This window comes from Nodosilinea sp. LEGE 06152 (assembly GCF_015207525.1).
Lineage (GTDB): Bacteria > Cyanobacteriota > Cyanobacteriia > Phormidesmidales > Phormidesmidaceae > Nodosilinea.
Genome location: NZ_JADEWR010000002.1, coordinates 144,802 through 162,697 on the forward strand (window position 1 = coordinate 144,802; position 17,896 = coordinate 162,697).

A 17,896-nucleotide genomic window follows, 5' to 3' on the forward strand; every position below is an offset into this window, starting at 1 on the left:
CCAAACTTCAGGTGTTCCAGTGGCAAGGCTGCCCGCAGCACCATACCCCAATATCCCTTTATCGGCGGGGGCCGCTAATTGTAACGAAACAATTCTCAACCCAACTAAAGAAACAGGAATCTGCCTGGGGAGGGATAAGTGAATGGCCTACCCGCTATAGGCCAGCGCCACCGTAGGCCCCAAGCATCCCCTAGATCGAGAACTCATCTCAAATCACTGCCCTTAAACCCTCAGTTTGGAGACGCTATGCCTAACCGATGGCCAGATCTAGCTTTCGACGATTGGCAGGACACCTGCACCACGCTGCACCTGTGGACTCAGATCGTGGGTAAAATTCGCCTGGTGCAAACGCCCTGGATCAATCACTCCTGGCACGTGCCGCTCTACCTGAGCGCGTGGGGGCTAACCACCGGCCCCATTCCCCACCGTGACCAGATCTTTCAAATTGACTTCGATTTTATCGACCAGCAGCTGCGCATTGCCACCAGCGAGGGCAACCTGCGCACCGTCGAACTGCGCCCCCGGTCGGTGGCAGACTTTTATCGGGCGGTGATGGCCGCCCTCGCCGAGCTGGGTCTGGGCGTCAAGATCAATACCAAACCCAACGAAATCCCTGACCCCATTCCCTTTGAGCAGGATGAAACCCACGGGGCCTACGATGCCGAGGCGGCCCAGCGATTTTGGCGGGTGCTCTTGCAGAGCGATCGCATTTTTCGCGAGTTTCGATCGCACTTCAGCGGCAAGGTTAGCCCGGTGCATTTCTTTTGGGGCAGCTTTGACTTGGCAGTGACGCGGTTTTCGGGGCGATCGGCCCCTGAGCATCCCGGCGGTGTGCCCAACCTGCCCGACGATGTCGCCAGAGAGGCCTACTGCCAGGAGGTGAGCAGCGCCGGGTTTTGGCCAGGCACAGGGCTGGGCTATCCGGCTTTTTATTCCTACGCCTACCCGGTGCCGGAGGGATTTAAAGACGAACCCGTGCAGCCCGAAGCCGCCTTTTTCCACGACGGCCTGGGCGAGTTTGTGCTGCCCTACGACGCCGTGCGCCAGGCCGACGACCCCGATCAGGCGCTGCTGAGCTTTCTGCACAGCACCTACGAGGCCGCGGCAAAACGGGCCCAGTGGGACACCGCCGCCCTGCGCCAAACCTGGTTCAAGTAATTGATTTGGGAGGGCTGCAACAAAAAACCTCGCTGGCGACAGCGAGGCAGGAGGAAACACTGAGGTTGTCTGAGCGGAAAGGTTGGACTCTACCGGACGTAGCGAGTGCCGCGATAGGTCAAGGTGGCGGGCTGCTGGCGCTGGGCCACATCAAACTGCCTGCGGACGTAGGGCCGACCGAGGAAGGTGGCGGTTTCGTCGCTGGGGGCAGAGGCGATCGCAGGGGCAGAGGTTTCGTAGGGTTGGCCGCGATAGGTAAGCTGCATGGCTGTGGCTCCTGGTAGGGGGTGGTTTGGCTGACAACATTACTATCCCCCGTCTGCTTGCTTCGGCGGGTGACGGCGGTAGGGGCTGGGCAGTGATAGTTTGAGGCGGCGGATGTGATGCGATCGGGCCCTGGCGCTGACGGAGATCACGAGGACAGCCACAGCCGTTCCCTGAGCGGGGTTGTTCCCTTCGACTCCGCTCAGGGAACAACCCCGCTCAGGGAACAACCCCGCTCAGGGAACAACTCGCTCAGGGAACAACTCCGCTTAGAATGATGCAGACGCTGGAGGAGCAGGCGATTGTGCAGTCTCATCAAGACAATCAAGACAGGTCGTCTCTCAGTCACCTACAGCGGGTGTTGGGCAGTCTCAAGCGTTACCCCTGGCTGACGCTGGGGGCTTTGGTCAGCGCGCTACTGCTGGTGGCGGCCTACGCGGTAACGCCGCAGCTGTTTCGCTGGGCCATCGACCAGGGCATTGCCCAAAACAACCTGACGGTGGTGCTGCAGAGCGGGGCGGCGCTGGTGGCGGCAGCCCTGGCCCGAGGGCTGTTTAACTTTGGTCAGAGCTTCTGCGCCGAGGCCATGTCGCAGAGCGTAGTCTACGACCTGCGCAACCGCATTTTTAGCAAGATTCAAATTCTCAGCTTTAGCTACCACGACCAGTCTCAGACTTCGCAGCTGCTCACCCGCGTCACCAGCGATATTGAGCAAGTTCGCACCTTTTTAAGTACCAGCCTGGTGCAGGTGATTAGCGGCGTGGTGACGCTGGTGGCGATCGCCACCATTCTGCTGGTGATGAACTGGCGGCTGGCGCTGATTAGCCTGACAGTGGTGCCCCTGGCGGGGTGGCTGATGGCGCGATTCTTTAGCCAAAACAACCTGCTGTTTCGCCAGGTGCAGGAGCAGCTCAGCGACCTGAATGGCGTACTGCAGGAAAATTTGCTGGGGGTGCGGGTGGTCAAAGCCTTTGTGCGGGAGGAGGTGGAGCGCGATCGCTACACCCAGCTCAACAACGGCTTAATTGCCGCCAACATGAAAACCATTGTGGCGATTCGCAACACATTTCCGTTTATCTTTTTGGTCAGCAACCTGGTGATCGTGGCGGTGGTGGGCTACGGCGGCGCAGCGGTGATCGGCGATCGCTTTTCAGTTGGCGAGCTGGTGGCGTTTAATGCCTACCTGCTGCTGATTTTGCAGCCAATTTTGCTGATTGGCTTTGCCGCTCCGGCGATCGCCCAGGCGGCCTCCTCCGCCGAGCGGGTCTACGAAGTGATCGATGCCGCCATCGAAATTCGCGATCGCCCCCGCGCCATCCCCTTCACCACCTGCGGCGGCAGAATTACCTTTGAAAATGTCTCGTTTCGCTACCCCGGTGCCACCAGTCCGACTCTGTGCGACATCTCCTTTGAAACCAAACCCAACGAGCTAGTCGCCATTTTGGGCATGACCGGCTCGGGCAAAAGCACCGTCACCAACCTGATTCCCCGCTTTTACGATGTCACCGCTGGGGCGGTGCGCATCGATGGCCGCGACGTGCGCGACTTTACGCTAGAGAGCCTGCGATCGCGTATCAGCACCGTTTTTCAAGAAACCACCCTGTTTTCGGGCACCATTTTCTCCAACATCACCTACGCCAAACCCGAGGCTACCCTGCAGGAGGTGATCGAAGTGGCCAAGGCCGCCCAAATTCACGATTTTGTGGCCAGTTTACCCGACGGCTACGACACCATCGTTGGCGAGCGCGGGGTAGGGCTGTCGGGGGGGCAAAAGCAGCGAGTTGCGATCGCCCGCACCCTGCTGACCGATTACAACATTTTGATACTCGACGATAGCACCAGCGCCGTCGATGCCCAAACCGCCGCCCAAATTCAGGCCGCCCTCGACGACCTGATGCGCCGCCGCACCTGCACCGCCTTTGTGGTCGCCCAGCGGATCAGCACCGTGCGCACCGCCGATCGCATTCTGCTGATGGATAAAGGCCGTCTGGTCGCCCAGGGCACCCACGACCACCTGATGGCCACTAGCCCCCTCTACGGCGTGATTTTAGAATCCCAGGTCGGCGCTACTCCAGTTCTCACCTAAACTTGCCTGAATAGTCAACCCAGCAGATTTCTAGTGCCTCCCATTCCTGGCTCTACAATTGGAGGGCGTGATTTCCTCAATTGCCACAATCACCAGTAATGCCAGCCAGAGACCTCTTTCACGATGCCGTCCGTATAGCCCTGGAGAAAGACGGTTGGGTGATTACAGCTGACCCGCTTGTCTTAACCATAGGCTTACGCTCTGTATTTGTTAATTTGGGTGCAGAAAAACTTATTGCGGCTGAGCGTGGCTCAGAGAAAATTGCCGTAGAAATTAAAAGCTTTTTGGGGCCTTCGCCGATCAGTGATTTAGAAGTTGCTTGGGGCCAGTTTTTCCTCTATGCCAGAACGCTACAGCGGCAAGAGCCCGATCGAATGCTGTACCTTGCGGTCAATGAGACTGTATTTCAAACCGTATTTGCAGAAGAAGCTGGGTTACTCTTGCTAGCGGAGCCTGGTTTTCATCTGCTTGTATTTGATCCAATCACTGAGGAGATCATTCAATGGAAACCTTAGATCAATGGCGCACAACTCTAGAAGAAACTCTCCAGTACTACGCCGAGCTTTCTTGTGCTAAAGGCAATGTTGAGACCTACGTTATGGTCAGCCGCGACGGCAACCATTTTCTTTTAATGCACGAAGGCTGGCAGGGCAATAGGCGCATTCATGGCATCGTTGTACATGCTGAAATTCGCGATGGCAAAATCTGGATTCACTACGATGGCATCGAAGGCAGTATTACAGAAGAGCTTGTCACCGCTGGTGTGCCCAAAGAACGCATTGTGCTGGCGTTTCACCCCCCCTACGTTCGAGAGCATACGGGCTATGCGGTTGCATAGGTCTAGAACTGCCAGTGAGGAATGACTACCGATGACTCTTGCTACAGCTGCCCAGTCCCCAGCGGACGCTAAACCCAAGCTTTCGACGGTGGGGCGTTTTTTGCAGTATTTTGCGCCCTACCGCCAGGAGCTGCCTCTGGCGCTGCTGCTGGTGGCGATTGGGGCTACTACTCAGGCGATCGGGCCGCTGCTGATTGGCTGGGCGATCGACAACCTGATTTTGCAGGGCAACCTGGCGGGGCTGCTGTGGATGCTGGCGGCACTGACGGTAATTTACATCGTTGGCGTGTGGGCCATTCGGGGCCAGATCTGGCGCATGGGGGGCATTGTGCAGAAGCTGCTGGGGCAGCTGCGGCAGGATATTTTTGACAAAATTCAGAGCCTCCCGGTGAGCTTTTTCGATCGCAGCGAAGCGGGCGACCTGATGAGCCGCCTACTCAACGACGTAAACACGGTGAACCAGGCCTTTGGCCTGACGATTCCCCAGGTGCTGGGTCAGACCTTCAGCTTGGTGGGCATCATCATCGCGATGCTGTCGATCAATTTGCAGCTGGGGCTGCTGAGTAACCTGGTGGTGCCGCTGATGATTTTTACCACCGGGTTTTTCTCCCGCTGGGCCAGGGGGCGGTTTCGCGTCACCCGACAGACCATCGGCGACCTGTCGGCCAAGCTCGAAGAAGACATCGGCAGCGTGAAAGAGGCCCAGGCCTTTAACCGCACCCAGCTCAACATTGAAGAGTTTGACAGCCTCAACGCCGCCAACCGCAGGGCCAACGTGCAGGCGGTGGCGGTAACGGCGGCGTTTTTGCCCTCCATCGACTTTCTCAATACCCTGGCCACGGCGGGGGTGATGGCCTACGGCGGCTACCTGGCGGTAACCGGGGTGATGACGGTGGGCACGGTGACGGCGTTTTTGCTCTACGTGCAGCAGTTCTTTCGCCCGATTCAGATTCTCAGCCAGTTTTATACCCAAGCCCAGTCGGCCCTGGCGGGGCTCGATCGCATTTTTCTGCTGCTAGATGAACCCGCGACCCTGCAAGACGCGCCTAACGCTACTGAGATGCCGCCCATTGACGGGGAGGTGCGGTTTGAGGCGGTGGGGTTTGGCTACACCCCCAACCAGCGGGTGCTAAAGGGGGTAAACCTCTGTGCTCAGCCGGGGCAGATGGTCGCCCTGGTGGGGCCAACCGGAGCGGGCAAAAGCACGATCATCAACCTAATTATGCGGTTTTACGATGTGTCGGAGGGGGCCGTCAAGATCGACGGCATTGATGTGCGCGATGTCACCCAGGCCAGCCTGCGCCGCCAGATTGGCATTGTGCTGCAAGATAATCTGCTCTTTAGCGGCACCGTGGCCGAAAACATTGCCTTTGGCGCACCCCACGCCACCCAGGCTGACATTGAGGCGGCGGCCCAGGCGGCGAACGTACACGAGTTCGTGCGATCGCTGCCCCAGGGCTACAGCACCCGCCTGGGCGAACGGGGCGCGCCGCTGAGCCAGGGCCAGCGCCAGCTGGTGAGCATTGCTCGCGCGGTGCTGATTGACCCGCGCATTTTGGTGCTCGATGAGGCCACCAGCAGCATCGATACCCGCACGGAGGGGCTGGTGCAGGATGCGATCGCAACCTTGCTAAAGAACCGCACCAGCTTTGTAATTGCCCACCGGCTCAGCACCGTCACCCAGGCCGATCAGGTGCTGGTGATTCAGCAGGGCGAAATTGTCGAGCAGGGCACCCACGCTGAGCTAATGGCCTACGAAGGCATCTACGCCAATCTCTATGGTCTGCAGTTGGGTGCTGATTGAAGCCGGCGCTGAATCACTCAGGGCGTTGCTGAATTGAGGCAAAAATTTAGGCAGAGGCAAACGGTTGTTTATTCCCTCGGAGAGACATTGACTTTTTGACTCATATTGCAAACGTCCACGAATGAGGAAGGTTCAGCGTAGGGGCACTGCAGTGCAGTGCTCCTACCGAAGGGTTCCGCCCCTTGAAAGTGTCCTAACTCAATCGACTGCGGCCGTATCTGTGTACAGCAATTTCCAATTCAGCAGCGCAAAAAAAAGGACTGCCTCCGTGGAGACAATCCCTCTAGTGAGTGAAGCTAGTTAAGCGAGTTTTTCACCCGACGTTAAGCCTATACGCCAGAACCGCTGGCGGGCTCGCTGCCCATGCCTTCGGCGGCACTGCGCAGAATGGTGATTTGCTCTTCAAAGCCCATGGTTTTGAGGGCGGCCAGCAGGTCTTTGCCCTGGTCGGAGAATTCGTAATCGTCGGGCATGGGGATAATTTCGCCGCTGGTCATGCCCTGGGCCAGAAAGTACCAGAAGGCCAGCTTGGTGTTGGCGGCCAGAGAGCCATACTCCCGGCTGATTTGGTTGGAGTGGTCTTTGCGGGCGATCGCGCGCATGGTCTCGAGCTGCTGCTGCTGTTCTTGCTCCTTGACCTGGTTGTAGAGGCCGGTAGCAATTTCTGGGGAGGCCGAGCCAGGCGCAGCCGGGGTAACTGAGTCGCCCATCTGCTCATAGACGAACCACAACAGCGCTAGCTGATCGTCTACATCTAAGCGTTGAAAAACGGATATGGCTTGGTCAGAGTTGTTGACGGCGGCTGTGTAATTGGTCATAAAAAATCCTTTTTTACAATTGAGTAGCAATAGACGATAAGAAACACGTTTGACTATGCGTTCTGCGCCTTGACTGGCTGTGTGTAACTTAAGTTAATATTTGCAAGATCCCCTCTGTCGGGAGCAATAAACACGGCTAACCCATAGACAGGGAAAGCATCAGCCACTTGGGCATTAATCGCTTGAATTGAGTTGGTTCTGTACCGCTAAGACACGATTTTCATGGGATGGTTACGATGGTTGAGGTGCAGTACACAGGGATCTAGATGCAGCGGCTAGTCTTTCGGTTCTACGCCGAGCTAAACGACTTTCTATCGCCAGAGCAAAAACAGGCGGAGTTTGCCCACTGGCTGAAGGAACCGGCCTCGATAAAAGATGCGATCGAAGCCCTGGGAGTACCGCATCCAGAAGTAGATTTGATCCTCGTCAACGGAGTATCGGTGGGGTTTGACTATTTGACCCAGCATTGCGATCGCATTGCCGTTTATCCTCTCTCCAAAGCGCTTGAGGTCGGGTTTACGTCGCTGGTGCGCCCTGCCCCCCTGCCCCAAATTAAATTTGTGCTAGATGTGCATTTGGGTAAACTCGCTACCTACCTGCGATTGCTCGGGTTTAATGCCCTTTACCGCCGCGACTACGACGACGCAGAACTGGCCCAGATCTCCAGCCAGCAGCAGCGAATTTTGCTCACCCAGGACCGGGGGTTACTCAAGCGCAGCGTGGTTACCCACGGGTACATTGTGCGTTCTCACGTACCCGAACAGCAGGCCAAAGAGGTGTTAGATCGGTTTCATCTACACGATGCTGTTGCGCCCCTAGAGCGGTGCCCCCGCTGCAATGGACAGCTTGTTGCCGTCGATAAAGCCGAAATTAGCGATCGCATTCCGCCCCTAACTCGCCTCCACTACAACGAGTTTTCGCGCTGCCAAAGCTGTAGTCAAATCTACTGGAAAGGTGCCCACTACGATCGCATTCAGCAGCTCGTCGAGCGCGTCACTTGAGCAGCGGCCACGAGCATTTAGGCAGGCAATTACTAACTATGAGTTTAGGGGCTAACCGTAGGAGCGACGGTTTTGGCGGGGCTGGCTTGATTGGCCAAACGCTCCAGGGCATCGGCCTGGCGCTGCAATTGCTCGGTCTGTTTGTGCATCTCGTCAATTTGGCGCGTTTGAGACAGCGCGCGACTGGTATCGGGGGTAAAAAACTCGCAACCCGACACCAAAAAACAAACGAATAGCCCAACAATCAAAAAAATTCGCATACAGATTAGTTTTGCTTCAATTTGAGCTAAACCCATAGACCCAGCTGAGCGGCTATGGCGCTAAGCTCTAGGTTCAGCGTGCAGCAACTCGGCTTCGGTGAAACCTATCGTTGGGTTAGATCTGGTGAGTTTGGCCCGTCTTTGTGACCTGCCTCTAGGGGCTGTCATCAAATAGCCGCTGATGCTCCAAGAATCGGGGGTACAGCCCCTAGCCCTTTTTTGGGTCGGGCGTGGCAATGCTGATGGCATCAGGACTTTAGCCAGAATTGATGACACGCCCTGGAGCCATGGGGAGCGGGCGTTAATTTTTGAGCAGACGGGGCTTGATTAGGAGGGCTACGCCGACGGCCCAGGCGATCGAGGCCAGCCAGCCAGCTACGATATCGCTAGGGTAGTGCACGCCCAGGTACAGGCGGGTCCAGCCGATGGCCAACACAAACAGTCCGCCCAGGGCGGCCACCAGCCAGTTCCAGCGGCTGCCCCACAGCAAAATGACCAGGGCCGCCACAAAGGTCATGCTCGACATCGCATGACCACTGGGAAAACCGTAGTCATACTCTGGGGCAGGCGACTCCCACAGATTGGGGCGTACCCGTTGCAGCAGCAGCTTAGCGGAGACGTTAATGATGGCAGAACCGATCAGGGTGGTGAGGAAGTAGACGAGCGATCGCCAGTGGTGTCGCCGCCACAGCACCAGCGCAATGACGATCGAAGCGGGCGCTACCCCCCACCCAACGCCTAGCTGTGTTAGGTAGCTGGCAAAGGTGTCGAGTTGAGGGGTGGCCGTAGCGTGAATGCCCAGCAAAATCGGCTCATCCCACGGGAAGCCCCCTTCATTTTCCCAAACCTCTTCCGCCAGTTCACCAAAGATTTGGAGGGGAAAAAAGACCCCTAGCAGCAGCAGCAGCAGCAGCGATCGATAGTGGCCAATGAGCAGCGCTTTGACATAGCCAAACAGTGACTTGAATCGATCGCGTACGCTGGCCTGCTTCATCGGTGTGGTTTCGGTTAGCTGCTGGGGGCGGGGCCGCATCCTGCTGGCATTCCCCAGAGTTGACTGGACGAAAGCGCAGCGCCTCCAGGGTTGATGGCAATCGACCCTAGTGGATTGATCTGGAATGGGGCTTAGGGGCTCGCGCTGGAGCGCAAGCGACTCTACAACTTTAACTCAAGGTTAAGAGCGCCCCCAGTTTAACCCCGCCAGCAAACCTTAGAGGATTAAAGCGTCTTACTTTCTGTAGCGGACTTGGAATACCATCAAATTCCCCTTGAAAAGGGTGACTTTGTGCCCCATCTTTGCAAGGGGGCCAGGGAGAGCGGCAGGTGCAAAAAGCTACACCAAATCACTTTCTAAGTCCCCTCTTAAAGGCCCTAGCCGGCGTCGGGGTTGAGTTCTACCATTTGCCCAGTGGTGTAGGTGCCGACTGGGCTCCAGACTACATAGGGCAGCAGCAGCAGCGCGGCCAGCCCTGAGATCGGTAAAACCGTCAGCGCCAGCACAGTGCCCAGTATGACCCCAATGCCGCCAAGCACGGTGCCCACTTTGAGGCTTCTAAGCCGCAGCGTGACCGGAATGTAGGCGACGGTAATCAGCTCCACCAGCAGGTAAAAGCCCATCAGCAGCCAGGTTTTTGAAGTGCCGGGTTCGTCCTGCCAAACGAGGTTGGCCGAGACCGCGCCACAGGCAAAAATTACCGTCCAGATTACGGGAATGGCCGGTTCAAAAAACAGCCACCGGGGCCGATCGAGCCGCAGCCCCCAGGAGACATCGCGGGGCCGAATTAAGCTGCCCCCCAGGGCCACCAAAAAGGCGATGCCGCCAATGATCATCCAGCTTTTGAGCATGTTGTAATCCCAAACTCAACTACAGTAAATGGCTCCGGGCCGCCGCTAGGTGCCTATCGGGCGGCCACCTGATTGAGGGCTGGCCCCAGCACCATATCGATCTCGCGCAGCATTGGTTCATCGAGGGAGATGCCTGAAGCAGCGGCGTTGTCGACCACCTGCTCGGGGCGGCTGGCCCCCACGATCGCAGCGCTCACCCTGGGGTCGCGCAAAATCCAGGCCAGGGCTAGCTGCGCCATCGAGATGTTGAGCTGGTCGGCCAGGGGCTGCAGGTTTTGAACGGCGCTGAGCACGCGATCGCTCCTGAGATCCTGCATGAACCCGTTCATTTTGTCGTTGGCGGCGCGGGAGTCGGCGGGGGGTGCGGCACCGGGCTTGTACTTGCCCGTCAACACCCCCTGGGCCAGGGGTGACCAGACAATCTGGCCAATGCCGTTGTCGGCACAGAGGGGAAATACCTTTTCCTCGGGCTGCCGCCACAGCATGGAGTACTGGGGCTGGCTAGAGACAAACTTCTCCACATTGGGCAACTCTAGCGCCGCCTGAATCTGGGCCGGGTTCCATTCGCTAAAGCCGATGTAGCGCACTTTGCCCTGCTGCACCACGTCGGTCAGGGCCGCCATGGTTTCGTCTAGGGGGGTGTTGCTGTCGTAGCGGTGGCACTGGTAGAGGTCAACGTAGTCGGTGCCCAGGCGCTGGAGCGAGGCGTCGAGCTGCTTGTAAATTTGCGCCGCCGACAGGCCCTGATCGCTCTGCGACATGGGGAAGAAAACCTTGGTGGCCAGCACGTAGGAACTGCGATCGATGCCCTGCAGCACTTCCCCAAGAAGCGATTCGGCGGCACCGCGCCCGTAGACGTTGGCGGTGTCGATAAAGTTGATGCCGACGTCAAACGCCTTGTGTACACAGGCTTCGGCCTGCTGTCGCTCGACCCCGCCGCCGTAGGTGAGCCAGGAGCCCAAAGCAATTTCTGAAACGGTCAGGTCGCTATCGCCGAGCTGTCGATACTTCATAGCCAATCCCTATAGGTCTATATGCAAAAAAAATGATGCGGCACCGTGGCCCAAGGCCTAAACCTGCCGTCGTTCATCCGTCCCCCATTGAACTGCCACAACGTAATCGATTTGGTCTGCGCTTCGCATCGGCCTTCAGGGGCAACTGTTAACAATGCACGCCCGCTTCCCTAGGTGTGGCCCAAGTACCCCTCTCGAATGAGTGGGCCTCTATCGACAGCAGGGGTGACGCGAATGACTTTATCTCCTGCGAAAGAAAGAGACGATTGCGCTGTAAATCTGTCCCAAAGAGAGGGCTCATAGATAGCCCTATTGCTCCACCCTTAAAAATAGTATTGCAACGCCGCACCTAAGCATCTGCTATGACACTCGCCATTGGGCAGAGTGAGCAACCTGGAGTGGGCTAACCAATCCATCCCTCTAGATATAGGTTTAGCCGTTAGCGCACAGTTTCAATGAACTAAGCAAGCCCCATGAAAGCCCAGAAAACGTTTCCTCATCCCACTCGTTCCGCAGAACATTTTGGTAATCAAAGCTCTCAAAATCAATATCTGATTCAGGTGTCTGACCGAGGAAAGGCAGAAACGCAGGTCAAGCCACCCATCCAAGATAATGCCCCTGGCGGAGTTTTAACCATCTTAGGTCTATTTACCTTTGCCCTGGTGTTTTTCGCGATTAAGCATCTTCAGGGTGCTGAAAAGGCTAAAAACGGCTTAGATGATAACCCTCAGCTTCTTTTTTCCGCTCCTTGTTCAAAGTGTCGCTTCTTCAACAAAAACCCGTACCTCAAATGCACCGTTCATCCTCAGATAGCCAGCAAAATAGATGCAAAAAACTGCACTGATTTTTGGCCTGTTGATCAAGATAAGTTTCACAAAAAATGGTAAGGCTATTCTGCTGGCAAGGCCAGATCGGTCTTTGACAACGACCCTCGGGCTTGAGAAGATGCTTGATACCGGCGGTGTCCCACAGCCCAATGGTCGGACGTAAGCGGCTTTGGGCTGCCCTAACCGCATCTTGTTAACAGTTCAGTTGTGCCCGTGCGTCCTCTTTTGGTGGAGATAAACCGCGATCGCCAGCGCCCTTGCCAATTACTCGACCGGCTCCAGCAGGTGCTGCTCGGTGGCTAGCTCAATGTCAAGCGTCTTGTAGCCAACCTGGTCAAACAAAATTACAATCTTGTCGCCTTCGTAGCGCATCACCATGCCCTCGCCCCAGGATGGGTGAACCACCTGGCTATTCATAGCAAAGGGTTGGTCAACCCCTTCGTCGTCAACCACAATGCCCGCTTTACAGTTGTCGCAAAAGCCGCAGGGTTGATCGAGCGTTTCGCCAAAGTAGTTGAGCAAATACTCGCGGCGGCAGTCGCGTACTTCGGCATAGCCGCGCATCATTTCGAGGCGCGATCGCACGTGGTTATGGTACCGCTCCTGCGCTTGAATCGCTGCCTGGGCCGCTTCGTTGACATTGGGTGCGGCTTCACTCGCCACCGCTTCGCCCGTCGGCAGCATCTCAACCAGCCCCACCTCCACCAAGTGATTGAGGGCGGTGGCTACTTTCGACTGAGAAAGCCCCGTTTGCTCCTTCACCTCCTGGCGCTTTAGCGGTTCATTCTGGGCCTGAATAACGGTTGCCACCTGTTCTACCTGCTGCTCATCGACCTGGCCACTGCTAGCTAAAAAGCGGCGGATATTGAGGTCGTCAGCACAGTAAAACAGCAGCGCAAAGGCTTTATTGTCATCGCGCCCAGCCCGGCCAATTTCTTGATAGTAAGAATCGAGCGAATCGCTGATGGTGTGATGAATGACAAAGCGCACGTTGGGCTTGTCGATACCCATGCCAAAGGCGGTGGTGGCAACAATTACTTCCGCCTCATCATCCATGAAGGCAGCTTGAGCCTCCTCGCGATCGCTGGTTTTCATACCCGCGTGGTAGGCGATCGCCTTTACGTCTCGCTCTACTAGGGCATCAGCGATCGCTTCCGTTTGCTTGCGGGTGGCGGCGTAGACAATGCCCGGCTTCTTAGCCCGCGCGACCTGGTCAATTAGGGCAGCTTCCTTCTCGGCCTCAGCCTCAAATCGTCGTACTTCCAGCCAAATATTGGGGCGATCAAACCCCTGCACGACGACTTCAAAATCGCGCATATTCAGATGGTTGACAATCTCTTCTCGCACCGCTGGGGCGGCTGTTGCCGTCAACGCCAGCACCCGAGGATGACCTAGGCTGTCAATGACCGCTCCCAGCCGCAGGTAGTCGGGGCGAAAGTCGTGGCCCCACTCGCTAATGCAGTGGGCTTCGTCAATTACAAAAAGCGAGGGTTTGGCCTGTTGCAACCGCTCTAAAGTCTCTGGGTTGTTGAACTGTTCTGGAGCCAGAAAGATAAACTCCAGTTCGTCGTCGGCCAGCGACTCAAAGGCCTCTTTTCGCTCGGCACTGGTCACCGTAGAGTTGACCGCTACGGCGTCACCCACCGATTGCTCACCGATCGATTCTACCTGGTCTTGCTGGAGGGCCAGCAGGGGCGAAATCACCACCGTCGCCCCTGGAATTAGCGCTCCAGCCAGCTGATAGATAGCCGACTTTCCCGACCCGGTGGGCATGACGGCCAGCACATCGTGGCCCTTGAGCAGAGCCGCGATCGCATCTTCCTGCCCTGGCCTGAGTGAGTCGTGGCCCAGCTTAACTTTTGCCGTCTGACAAATTTGTTCCCTCGTCACCGATTCGGGTTGCAGGGCCATAGGGTGTAAAACTGTTTTTGTGGTTTGTTAGGTTTTGAAAAATGGCTTTAAGGAAAAGTAAGAGTGACTGTTTTTAGTGCAGCGTCAATCCTAAAAATTAGGGTTCATGTAGGTTGGGTGCAACGAAGGGTTCGCGCAGCGTCTTCAGAGGAGAAACCCCAACAGCAGCAAACCTCTGTTGAGTTCTGCTGGCGCTCCACCCAACCTAAAAACTCTATTGGTACACTTTCAGGCCTTACTCAATTTCGCCAATGGCTTTGCTGACATCGGCGGGCGTTTCAAACTCGTCTTCAGGCATATCTTCTAGGGTTGAGCAAACATTTTCGTCTGCGCCCTGCTGTTTGGCATGGTCAATCACATCCTGCTTGCTAGCCGGATACTCCATACCTTTCAGGAATTTTTGAACCTGAATTGGGTTAACCTTCGCCATGGTTATTCTCCTTATTTTCTATTGACACTGGTGCTGTTGTTTGTGTTTTCAAGGTACAGAATGGCTGACTTAGGTTCCCTCCCGCCAAAGGCACAATCTCTGGCTTGGTCGCCGCATCTTTTGACGTATGGCGAGCCAAAGCAGAGGGAATATGTCTTTGGTTGGAGGAAAACAGGAAGGCAGGCCCTTTAGGCTGGTGTCGTAGGACAGAGACGGATCGGTGCAGTGGATGGGGTAGGAAGCAGAGTGGGGGACTCCAGGTTTCCTGCAGTTCGAGACTTAGGCCTGATTGGCGATCGCCGCACGGCCGCCCTGGTCACTACCACTGGGGCGATTGTCTGGTACTGCCCCGGTCGGTTTGACTATCCATCGCTGCTGGCGGCGCTGCTCGACCCAGAGCGGGGCGGCGACTGGACCGTGCAGCTGCCCAACGCGACGGCCTCAGGGCGGCGCTACCTAGAAGACAGCGGCATTTTAGAAACGACTCTGGCCACCCCGGCGGGCGCGTTGGTTATCACCGACTGGATGCCGATGGGACACGGCACTCCCTGCGGCCTGTGCCGCCAGTTTTCAGCTGCCCCCGCCGATATGGCCGTTACGCTGTCGCCAGCCCCCGACTACGCCCGGCGATCGCCCCAGCTTCAGCCCCAGGGCCAGGGCATTCAAGTTGACGGGCAGCACTACCTGTACGCCTCCCATCCCCTCGCCATTGATGGAGCAACCGTTAGCTGCACCATTCCCCAGGGAGAGACCGGCTGGTGCCTGTTGGTCGCTGAGCCCCTGCACGGGCTCAGCGAAGGCGAAATCAAAGGCTGGCTGGGGCAAACCCTGGAGCGCTGGCGCGACATTGCCGCCCACGCCACCTATCACGGCCCCTACGAAAAGCAGGTGGCCGAGTCTATTCGAGCGCTGCGCCTGCTCACCTTTGAGGACAACGGCGGCATTATCGCCGCCCCCACCACCTCGCTGCCCGAGGTCATTGGCGGCGAGCGCAACTATGACTACCGCTACGTCTGGCTGCGCGATGCCGGAATGATTGTCAGCGCCCTCACCCGAGCGGGCAGCGACGGCACCGATGAGCGTCGCTTTTTAGACTTTATCTGCGGCTACGATCGCGATTCTGACCACCAGCCGCTAATGCCGTTCTCTACTCTAGATGGTGAGTCGCCCAGCTCAGAAACACCCCTCGATTTGGTTGGCTATCGCCACAGCGCCCCGGTCATGATTGGCAATGTGGCCAAAGACCAGCTCCAGCTCGACGCCTACGGCAACGTGCTGCTGGCGGCCAAGCTGATCTACAAGCACTTTGACACCCGCGAGCACTGGTCGCTGGTGGCCGAAATTGCCGATTTTTTAAGCGACCATTGGCACGAGCCCGACTACGGCATTTGGGAGGAGCAGGAAAAGCACCAGTACACCTCTAGCAAAGTAGTGGTGGCCTGCGGCCTAAGGTTTATCGCCGATGTGGCTGAAAGCGACGCCCAGGCCCGCCGCTGGCGCGAGGCAGAACAAGCGATTCGAGAGTTTGTGGCCCAGCACTGCCTCACCTCAGAGGGAGCCTACGCCGTTGTGGCTGGGGGAGAAGACGTCGATGTTACCGCCGCCCTGTTTCCGGTGTGGGCCTACACCGCAGCCGATAGCCCTGAAATGGTGGCGACGATGAAGGCGTTAGAGCGCGACTACGCCACCGGCCACCTCTATCGTCGCCATCTCAAAACCTTTGACTCTCAGCGGGAAGGAGCCTTTTTGGCCGGTACCCTGTGGGTGGCCCAGTACTGGGTTATGCGGCAAGATTTGCAGCGAGCCCAGGCAATTATGGATGCCGCTTTGGAATTTGCCAATGACCTGGGCCTATTTGCTGAAGAAGCCGACCCCCAAACCGGGGCCATGCTCGGCAACTTTCCGCAAACCTTTGTCCACGCCGCCTTTATTGGAGCCGCGATCGATCTCAAAGCCGCGATCGAACAAGCCCACTAGAGACGATCCGTAGGGTGGGCAATGCCCACCACCCCTCCCATTTGCCGACCACTAACCCTCATCACAGGCATGGGCAAGGTGAGATGGATTTGGGGTTTTCGATTAGTGGCTAGGGTTGATGGTGAGCAGTGCCCACCCTACAGGATGTCCTGCGAAAAGCTGGGGAGGGCAAACGACCGTCATTGGTGTCAACTTAAGCGTCTCAAGGTGGGACAACAGGGCAACAGCCTGGGACGTTTCCCCAAACTTCCGCCCACTGATGCTCGTATTGGCGATGACGTTTTCGCGTCGCTTTGACCAACCCTAACAACTGATGATGCTGTTGATAAAACGGAATTAATTCGGTGGTGTCATCGTGTAAACGGGCTCGACTGTAGTGATACAACCCCCGAAACACCATCTCGAGCGAAATCTTTTCTATCGGTTGGTGCAACGCGATGGCCACTTGGGCACAGAGGTCATTGAGCACTGCATAGAACATCCAAGTCGCCACGATTTGAATTTGAATGCCATTAGTATCACCGACCCAGACGTAGGCCAATCCCAACAACCGTTTAGTCACACAAAAGGCCTCTTCAATCCGCCATCGCCGACGGTAGAGGTCGCAGACCTGTTGGGCACTGAGGTGCTCTGGGTCAAGGACATTGGTCAAATAGCGATACCACGTGGTGCCCCACTGCACCGAGACCATCCGTACCGGATGACGGCAGGGGTTCGACCGGTACTGCCCCATGACGATAATTTCGTCACAGTAACGCTCTCCCCGACTCAGCACCCGCTGTCGAGTATGGGCCGTCTTCTCCCGTTGCCGGGTGACAAAATAACGCCCCGTCTCGGTGAACTGGTCAAACCAGGGAAAGGCGAAAAATCCCAGGTCAAAGACTAATAAGCCACCCACCGGCAGGGTCGTTAGCAGCCAGTCACCAAAGGCTTTGTCATTGGCTTTGGCCTTCTCGTCATACTGCATCGCCACCGGGCGATGGCTGAACAACTCCACCACCATCATCAGTTTGCCGGCCAGGAGGGTCGAGGGGTGCCCGCGCCAGGCTTTGAGTTGGCGACGCAGTTCTTCTAAGGTCGAGCCGTCGGCTATCCAAATCGCGGGAAATCGGCTCTGCAAGGCTTGCCACGGTTCCGACAGCACCGTCCCCGTCGGACGCGTCGCCAGTTGAGCCTGCACCTGAGTCAACAACTGACTCAACAGCGACACCGGCAGGGAGCGAAACCGTTTATCCAAGGCGGTTCGGCTGAGCGCCATGGGCTCAACCCACAACAACCCCTCCATCTGTAGCACTCGGAGCAATTCGCTCAGTCCGTTGATTTGCCGGTACACCAAACTCAAGACCACTGCTACCATCACCGGCAACGTCAAGATCCGGTTACGGAGTCGTTTATCGTCGGTGTTGCGTACCCCCGTCGTCGGTTTGAACGTGGCCGGCGAGAGCCATTGCCAAAGCTGGCGTTCTACCTCAGCAACAGGCGGACTGGGACACTGCGGGCGGCGGCGTAAGTCTGGATTGGCATCACTAAACGGGCGACTCTTGGCCATGAACTCAAGTCCATTCACAACCTACATACTCATCGTTATACTCCCTAGTCCCGCACTAAGAACCTTAAGTTTGCTCAATGACGGCCGTTTGCCCCTACCTAAACTTATGCTTCAA

General features: G+C 57.0%; 17 protein-coding genes. 8 read left to right on the forward strand and 9 right to left on the reverse strand.

Features of this window, described 5'->3' with window-relative positions:
- Positions 1-246 precede the first annotated feature (246 nt).
- Positions 247-1,158, forward strand: coding sequence for a DUF5996 family protein (locus tag IQ265_RS03160; RefSeq protein WP_194050747.1), 912 nt, complete (start codon positions 247-249; stop codon positions 1,156-1,158).
- A gap of 89 nt (positions 1,159-1,247) precedes the next feature.
- On the opposite strand, the gene IQ265_RS03165 is transcribed toward IQ265_RS03160, so the two are convergent.
- Positions 1,248-1,424 carry a DUF4278 domain-containing protein gene (locus IQ265_RS03165; RefSeq protein WP_194050748.1) on the reverse strand — a complete coding sequence of 59 codons (177 nt, stop codon included), beginning with the start codon at positions 1,422-1,424 and terminating at the stop codon, positions 1,248-1,250.
- A 275-nt stretch (positions 1,425-1,699) separates the two neighbouring features.
- Between IQ265_RS03165 and IQ265_RS03170 the strand changes: the two genes are divergently transcribed.
- From IQ265_RS03170 to IQ265_RS03185, 4 genes are all read left to right on the forward strand, one after another.
- On the forward strand, positions 1,700-3,508 hold the full coding sequence (locus IQ265_RS03170) for an ABC transporter ATP-binding protein (RefSeq protein ID WP_194050749.1): 1,809 nt from the start codon (positions 1,700-1,702) through the stop codon (positions 3,506-3,508).
- 98 nt (positions 3,509-3,606) lie between these two features.
- On the forward strand, positions 3,607-4,023 hold the full coding sequence (locus IQ265_RS03175; RefSeq protein WP_194050750.1) for an element excision factor XisH family protein: 417 nt from the start codon (positions 3,607-3,609) through the stop codon (positions 4,021-4,023).
- Positions 4,011-4,346, forward strand: a complete 336-nt coding sequence (locus IQ265_RS03180) for a XisI protein (protein ID WP_194050751.1) — start codon at positions 4,011-4,013, stop codon at positions 4,344-4,346. Before IQ265_RS03175 ends, IQ265_RS03180 begins: the two co-directional genes overlap by 13 nt.
- A 31-nt stretch (positions 4,347-4,377) precedes the next feature.
- Positions 4,378-6,150, forward strand: a complete 1,773-nt coding sequence (locus tag IQ265_RS03185) for an ABC transporter ATP-binding protein (RefSeq protein WP_194050752.1) — start codon at positions 4,378-4,380, stop codon at positions 6,148-6,150.
- Positions 6,151-6,479: 329 nt separating this feature from the next.
- On the opposite strand, the gene IQ265_RS03190 is transcribed toward IQ265_RS03185, so the two are convergent.
- Positions 6,480-6,968 carry an orange carotenoid protein N-terminal domain-containing protein gene (locus tag IQ265_RS03190; protein ID WP_194050753.1) on the reverse strand — a complete coding sequence of 163 codons (489 nt, stop codon included), beginning with the start codon at positions 6,966-6,968 and terminating at the stop codon, positions 6,480-6,482.
- A gap of 266 nt (positions 6,969-7,234) precedes the next feature.
- Between IQ265_RS03190 and IQ265_RS03195 the strand changes: the two genes are divergently transcribed.
- The gene (locus tag IQ265_RS03195) at positions 7,235-7,969 is read left to right on the forward strand and encodes a Mut7-C RNAse domain-containing protein (protein ID WP_194050754.1); all 735 of its coding nucleotides are present in this window, start codon (positions 7,235-7,237) and stop codon (positions 7,967-7,969) included.
- A gap of 44 nt (positions 7,970-8,013) precedes the next feature.
- Here IQ265_RS03195 and IQ265_RS03200 read toward each other — a convergent pair whose 3' ends face one another.
- From IQ265_RS03200 to IQ265_RS03215, 4 genes are all read right to left on the reverse strand, one after another.
- Positions 8,014-8,229 carry a hypothetical protein gene (locus IQ265_RS03200; protein ID WP_194050755.1) on the reverse strand — a complete coding sequence of 72 codons (216 nt, stop codon included), beginning with the start codon at positions 8,227-8,229 and terminating at the stop codon, positions 8,014-8,016.
- Positions 8,230-8,530: 301 nt separating this feature from the next.
- Complete coding sequence (locus IQ265_RS03205) at positions 8,531-9,223, reverse strand: phosphatase PAP2 family protein (protein WP_194051106.1); 693 nt, start codon at positions 9,221-9,223, stop codon at positions 8,531-8,533.
- A 377-nt stretch (positions 9,224-9,600) separates the two neighbouring features.
- The gene (locus IQ265_RS03210) at positions 9,601-10,074 is read right to left on the reverse strand and encodes a TspO/MBR family protein (RefSeq protein ID WP_194050756.1); all 474 of its coding nucleotides are present in this window, start codon (positions 10,072-10,074) and stop codon (positions 9,601-9,603) included.
- A 53-nt stretch (positions 10,075-10,127) separates the two neighbouring features.
- Entirely contained in the window at positions 10,128-11,087 is a 960-nt protein-coding gene (locus IQ265_RS03215; protein ID WP_194050757.1) for an aldo/keto reductase family protein, read from the reverse strand.
- 473 nt (positions 11,088-11,560) lie between these two features.
- Between IQ265_RS03215 and IQ265_RS03220 the strand changes: the two genes are divergently transcribed.
- Complete coding sequence (locus IQ265_RS03220) at positions 11,561-11,974, forward strand: hypothetical protein (protein ID WP_194050758.1); 414 nt, start codon at positions 11,561-11,563, stop codon at positions 11,972-11,974.
- Between the two features lie 204 nt (positions 11,975-12,178).
- Here IQ265_RS03220 and IQ265_RS03225 read toward each other — a convergent pair whose 3' ends face one another.
- Positions 12,179-13,825, reverse strand: coding sequence for a RecQ family ATP-dependent DNA helicase (locus IQ265_RS03225; protein WP_194050759.1), 1,647 nt, complete (start codon positions 13,823-13,825; stop codon positions 12,179-12,181).
- Between the two features lie 235 nt (positions 13,826-14,060).
- Positions 14,061-14,255: a DUF2795 domain-containing protein gene (locus IQ265_RS03230; protein WP_194050760.1), complete on the reverse strand. Its 195-nt coding sequence runs from the start codon at positions 14,253-14,255 to the stop codon at positions 14,061-14,063.
- Between the two features lie 246 nt (positions 14,256-14,501).
- Here IQ265_RS03230 and IQ265_RS03235 point away from each other — a divergent pair, with 246 nt between their 5' ends.
- Positions 14,502-16,232 (forward strand): glycoside hydrolase family 15 protein, encoded by a 1,731-nt coding sequence (locus IQ265_RS03235; protein WP_194050761.1) that lies wholly within the window; start codon positions 14,502-14,504, stop codon positions 16,230-16,232.
- A gap of 202 nt (positions 16,233-16,434) precedes the next feature.
- On the opposite strand, the gene IQ265_RS03240 is transcribed toward IQ265_RS03235, so the two are convergent.
- Positions 16,435-17,781, reverse strand: a complete 1,347-nt coding sequence (locus IQ265_RS03240; protein WP_194050762.1) for an IS4 family transposase — start codon at positions 17,779-17,781, stop codon at positions 16,435-16,437.
- Positions 17,782-17,896: the final 115 nt, after the last annotated feature.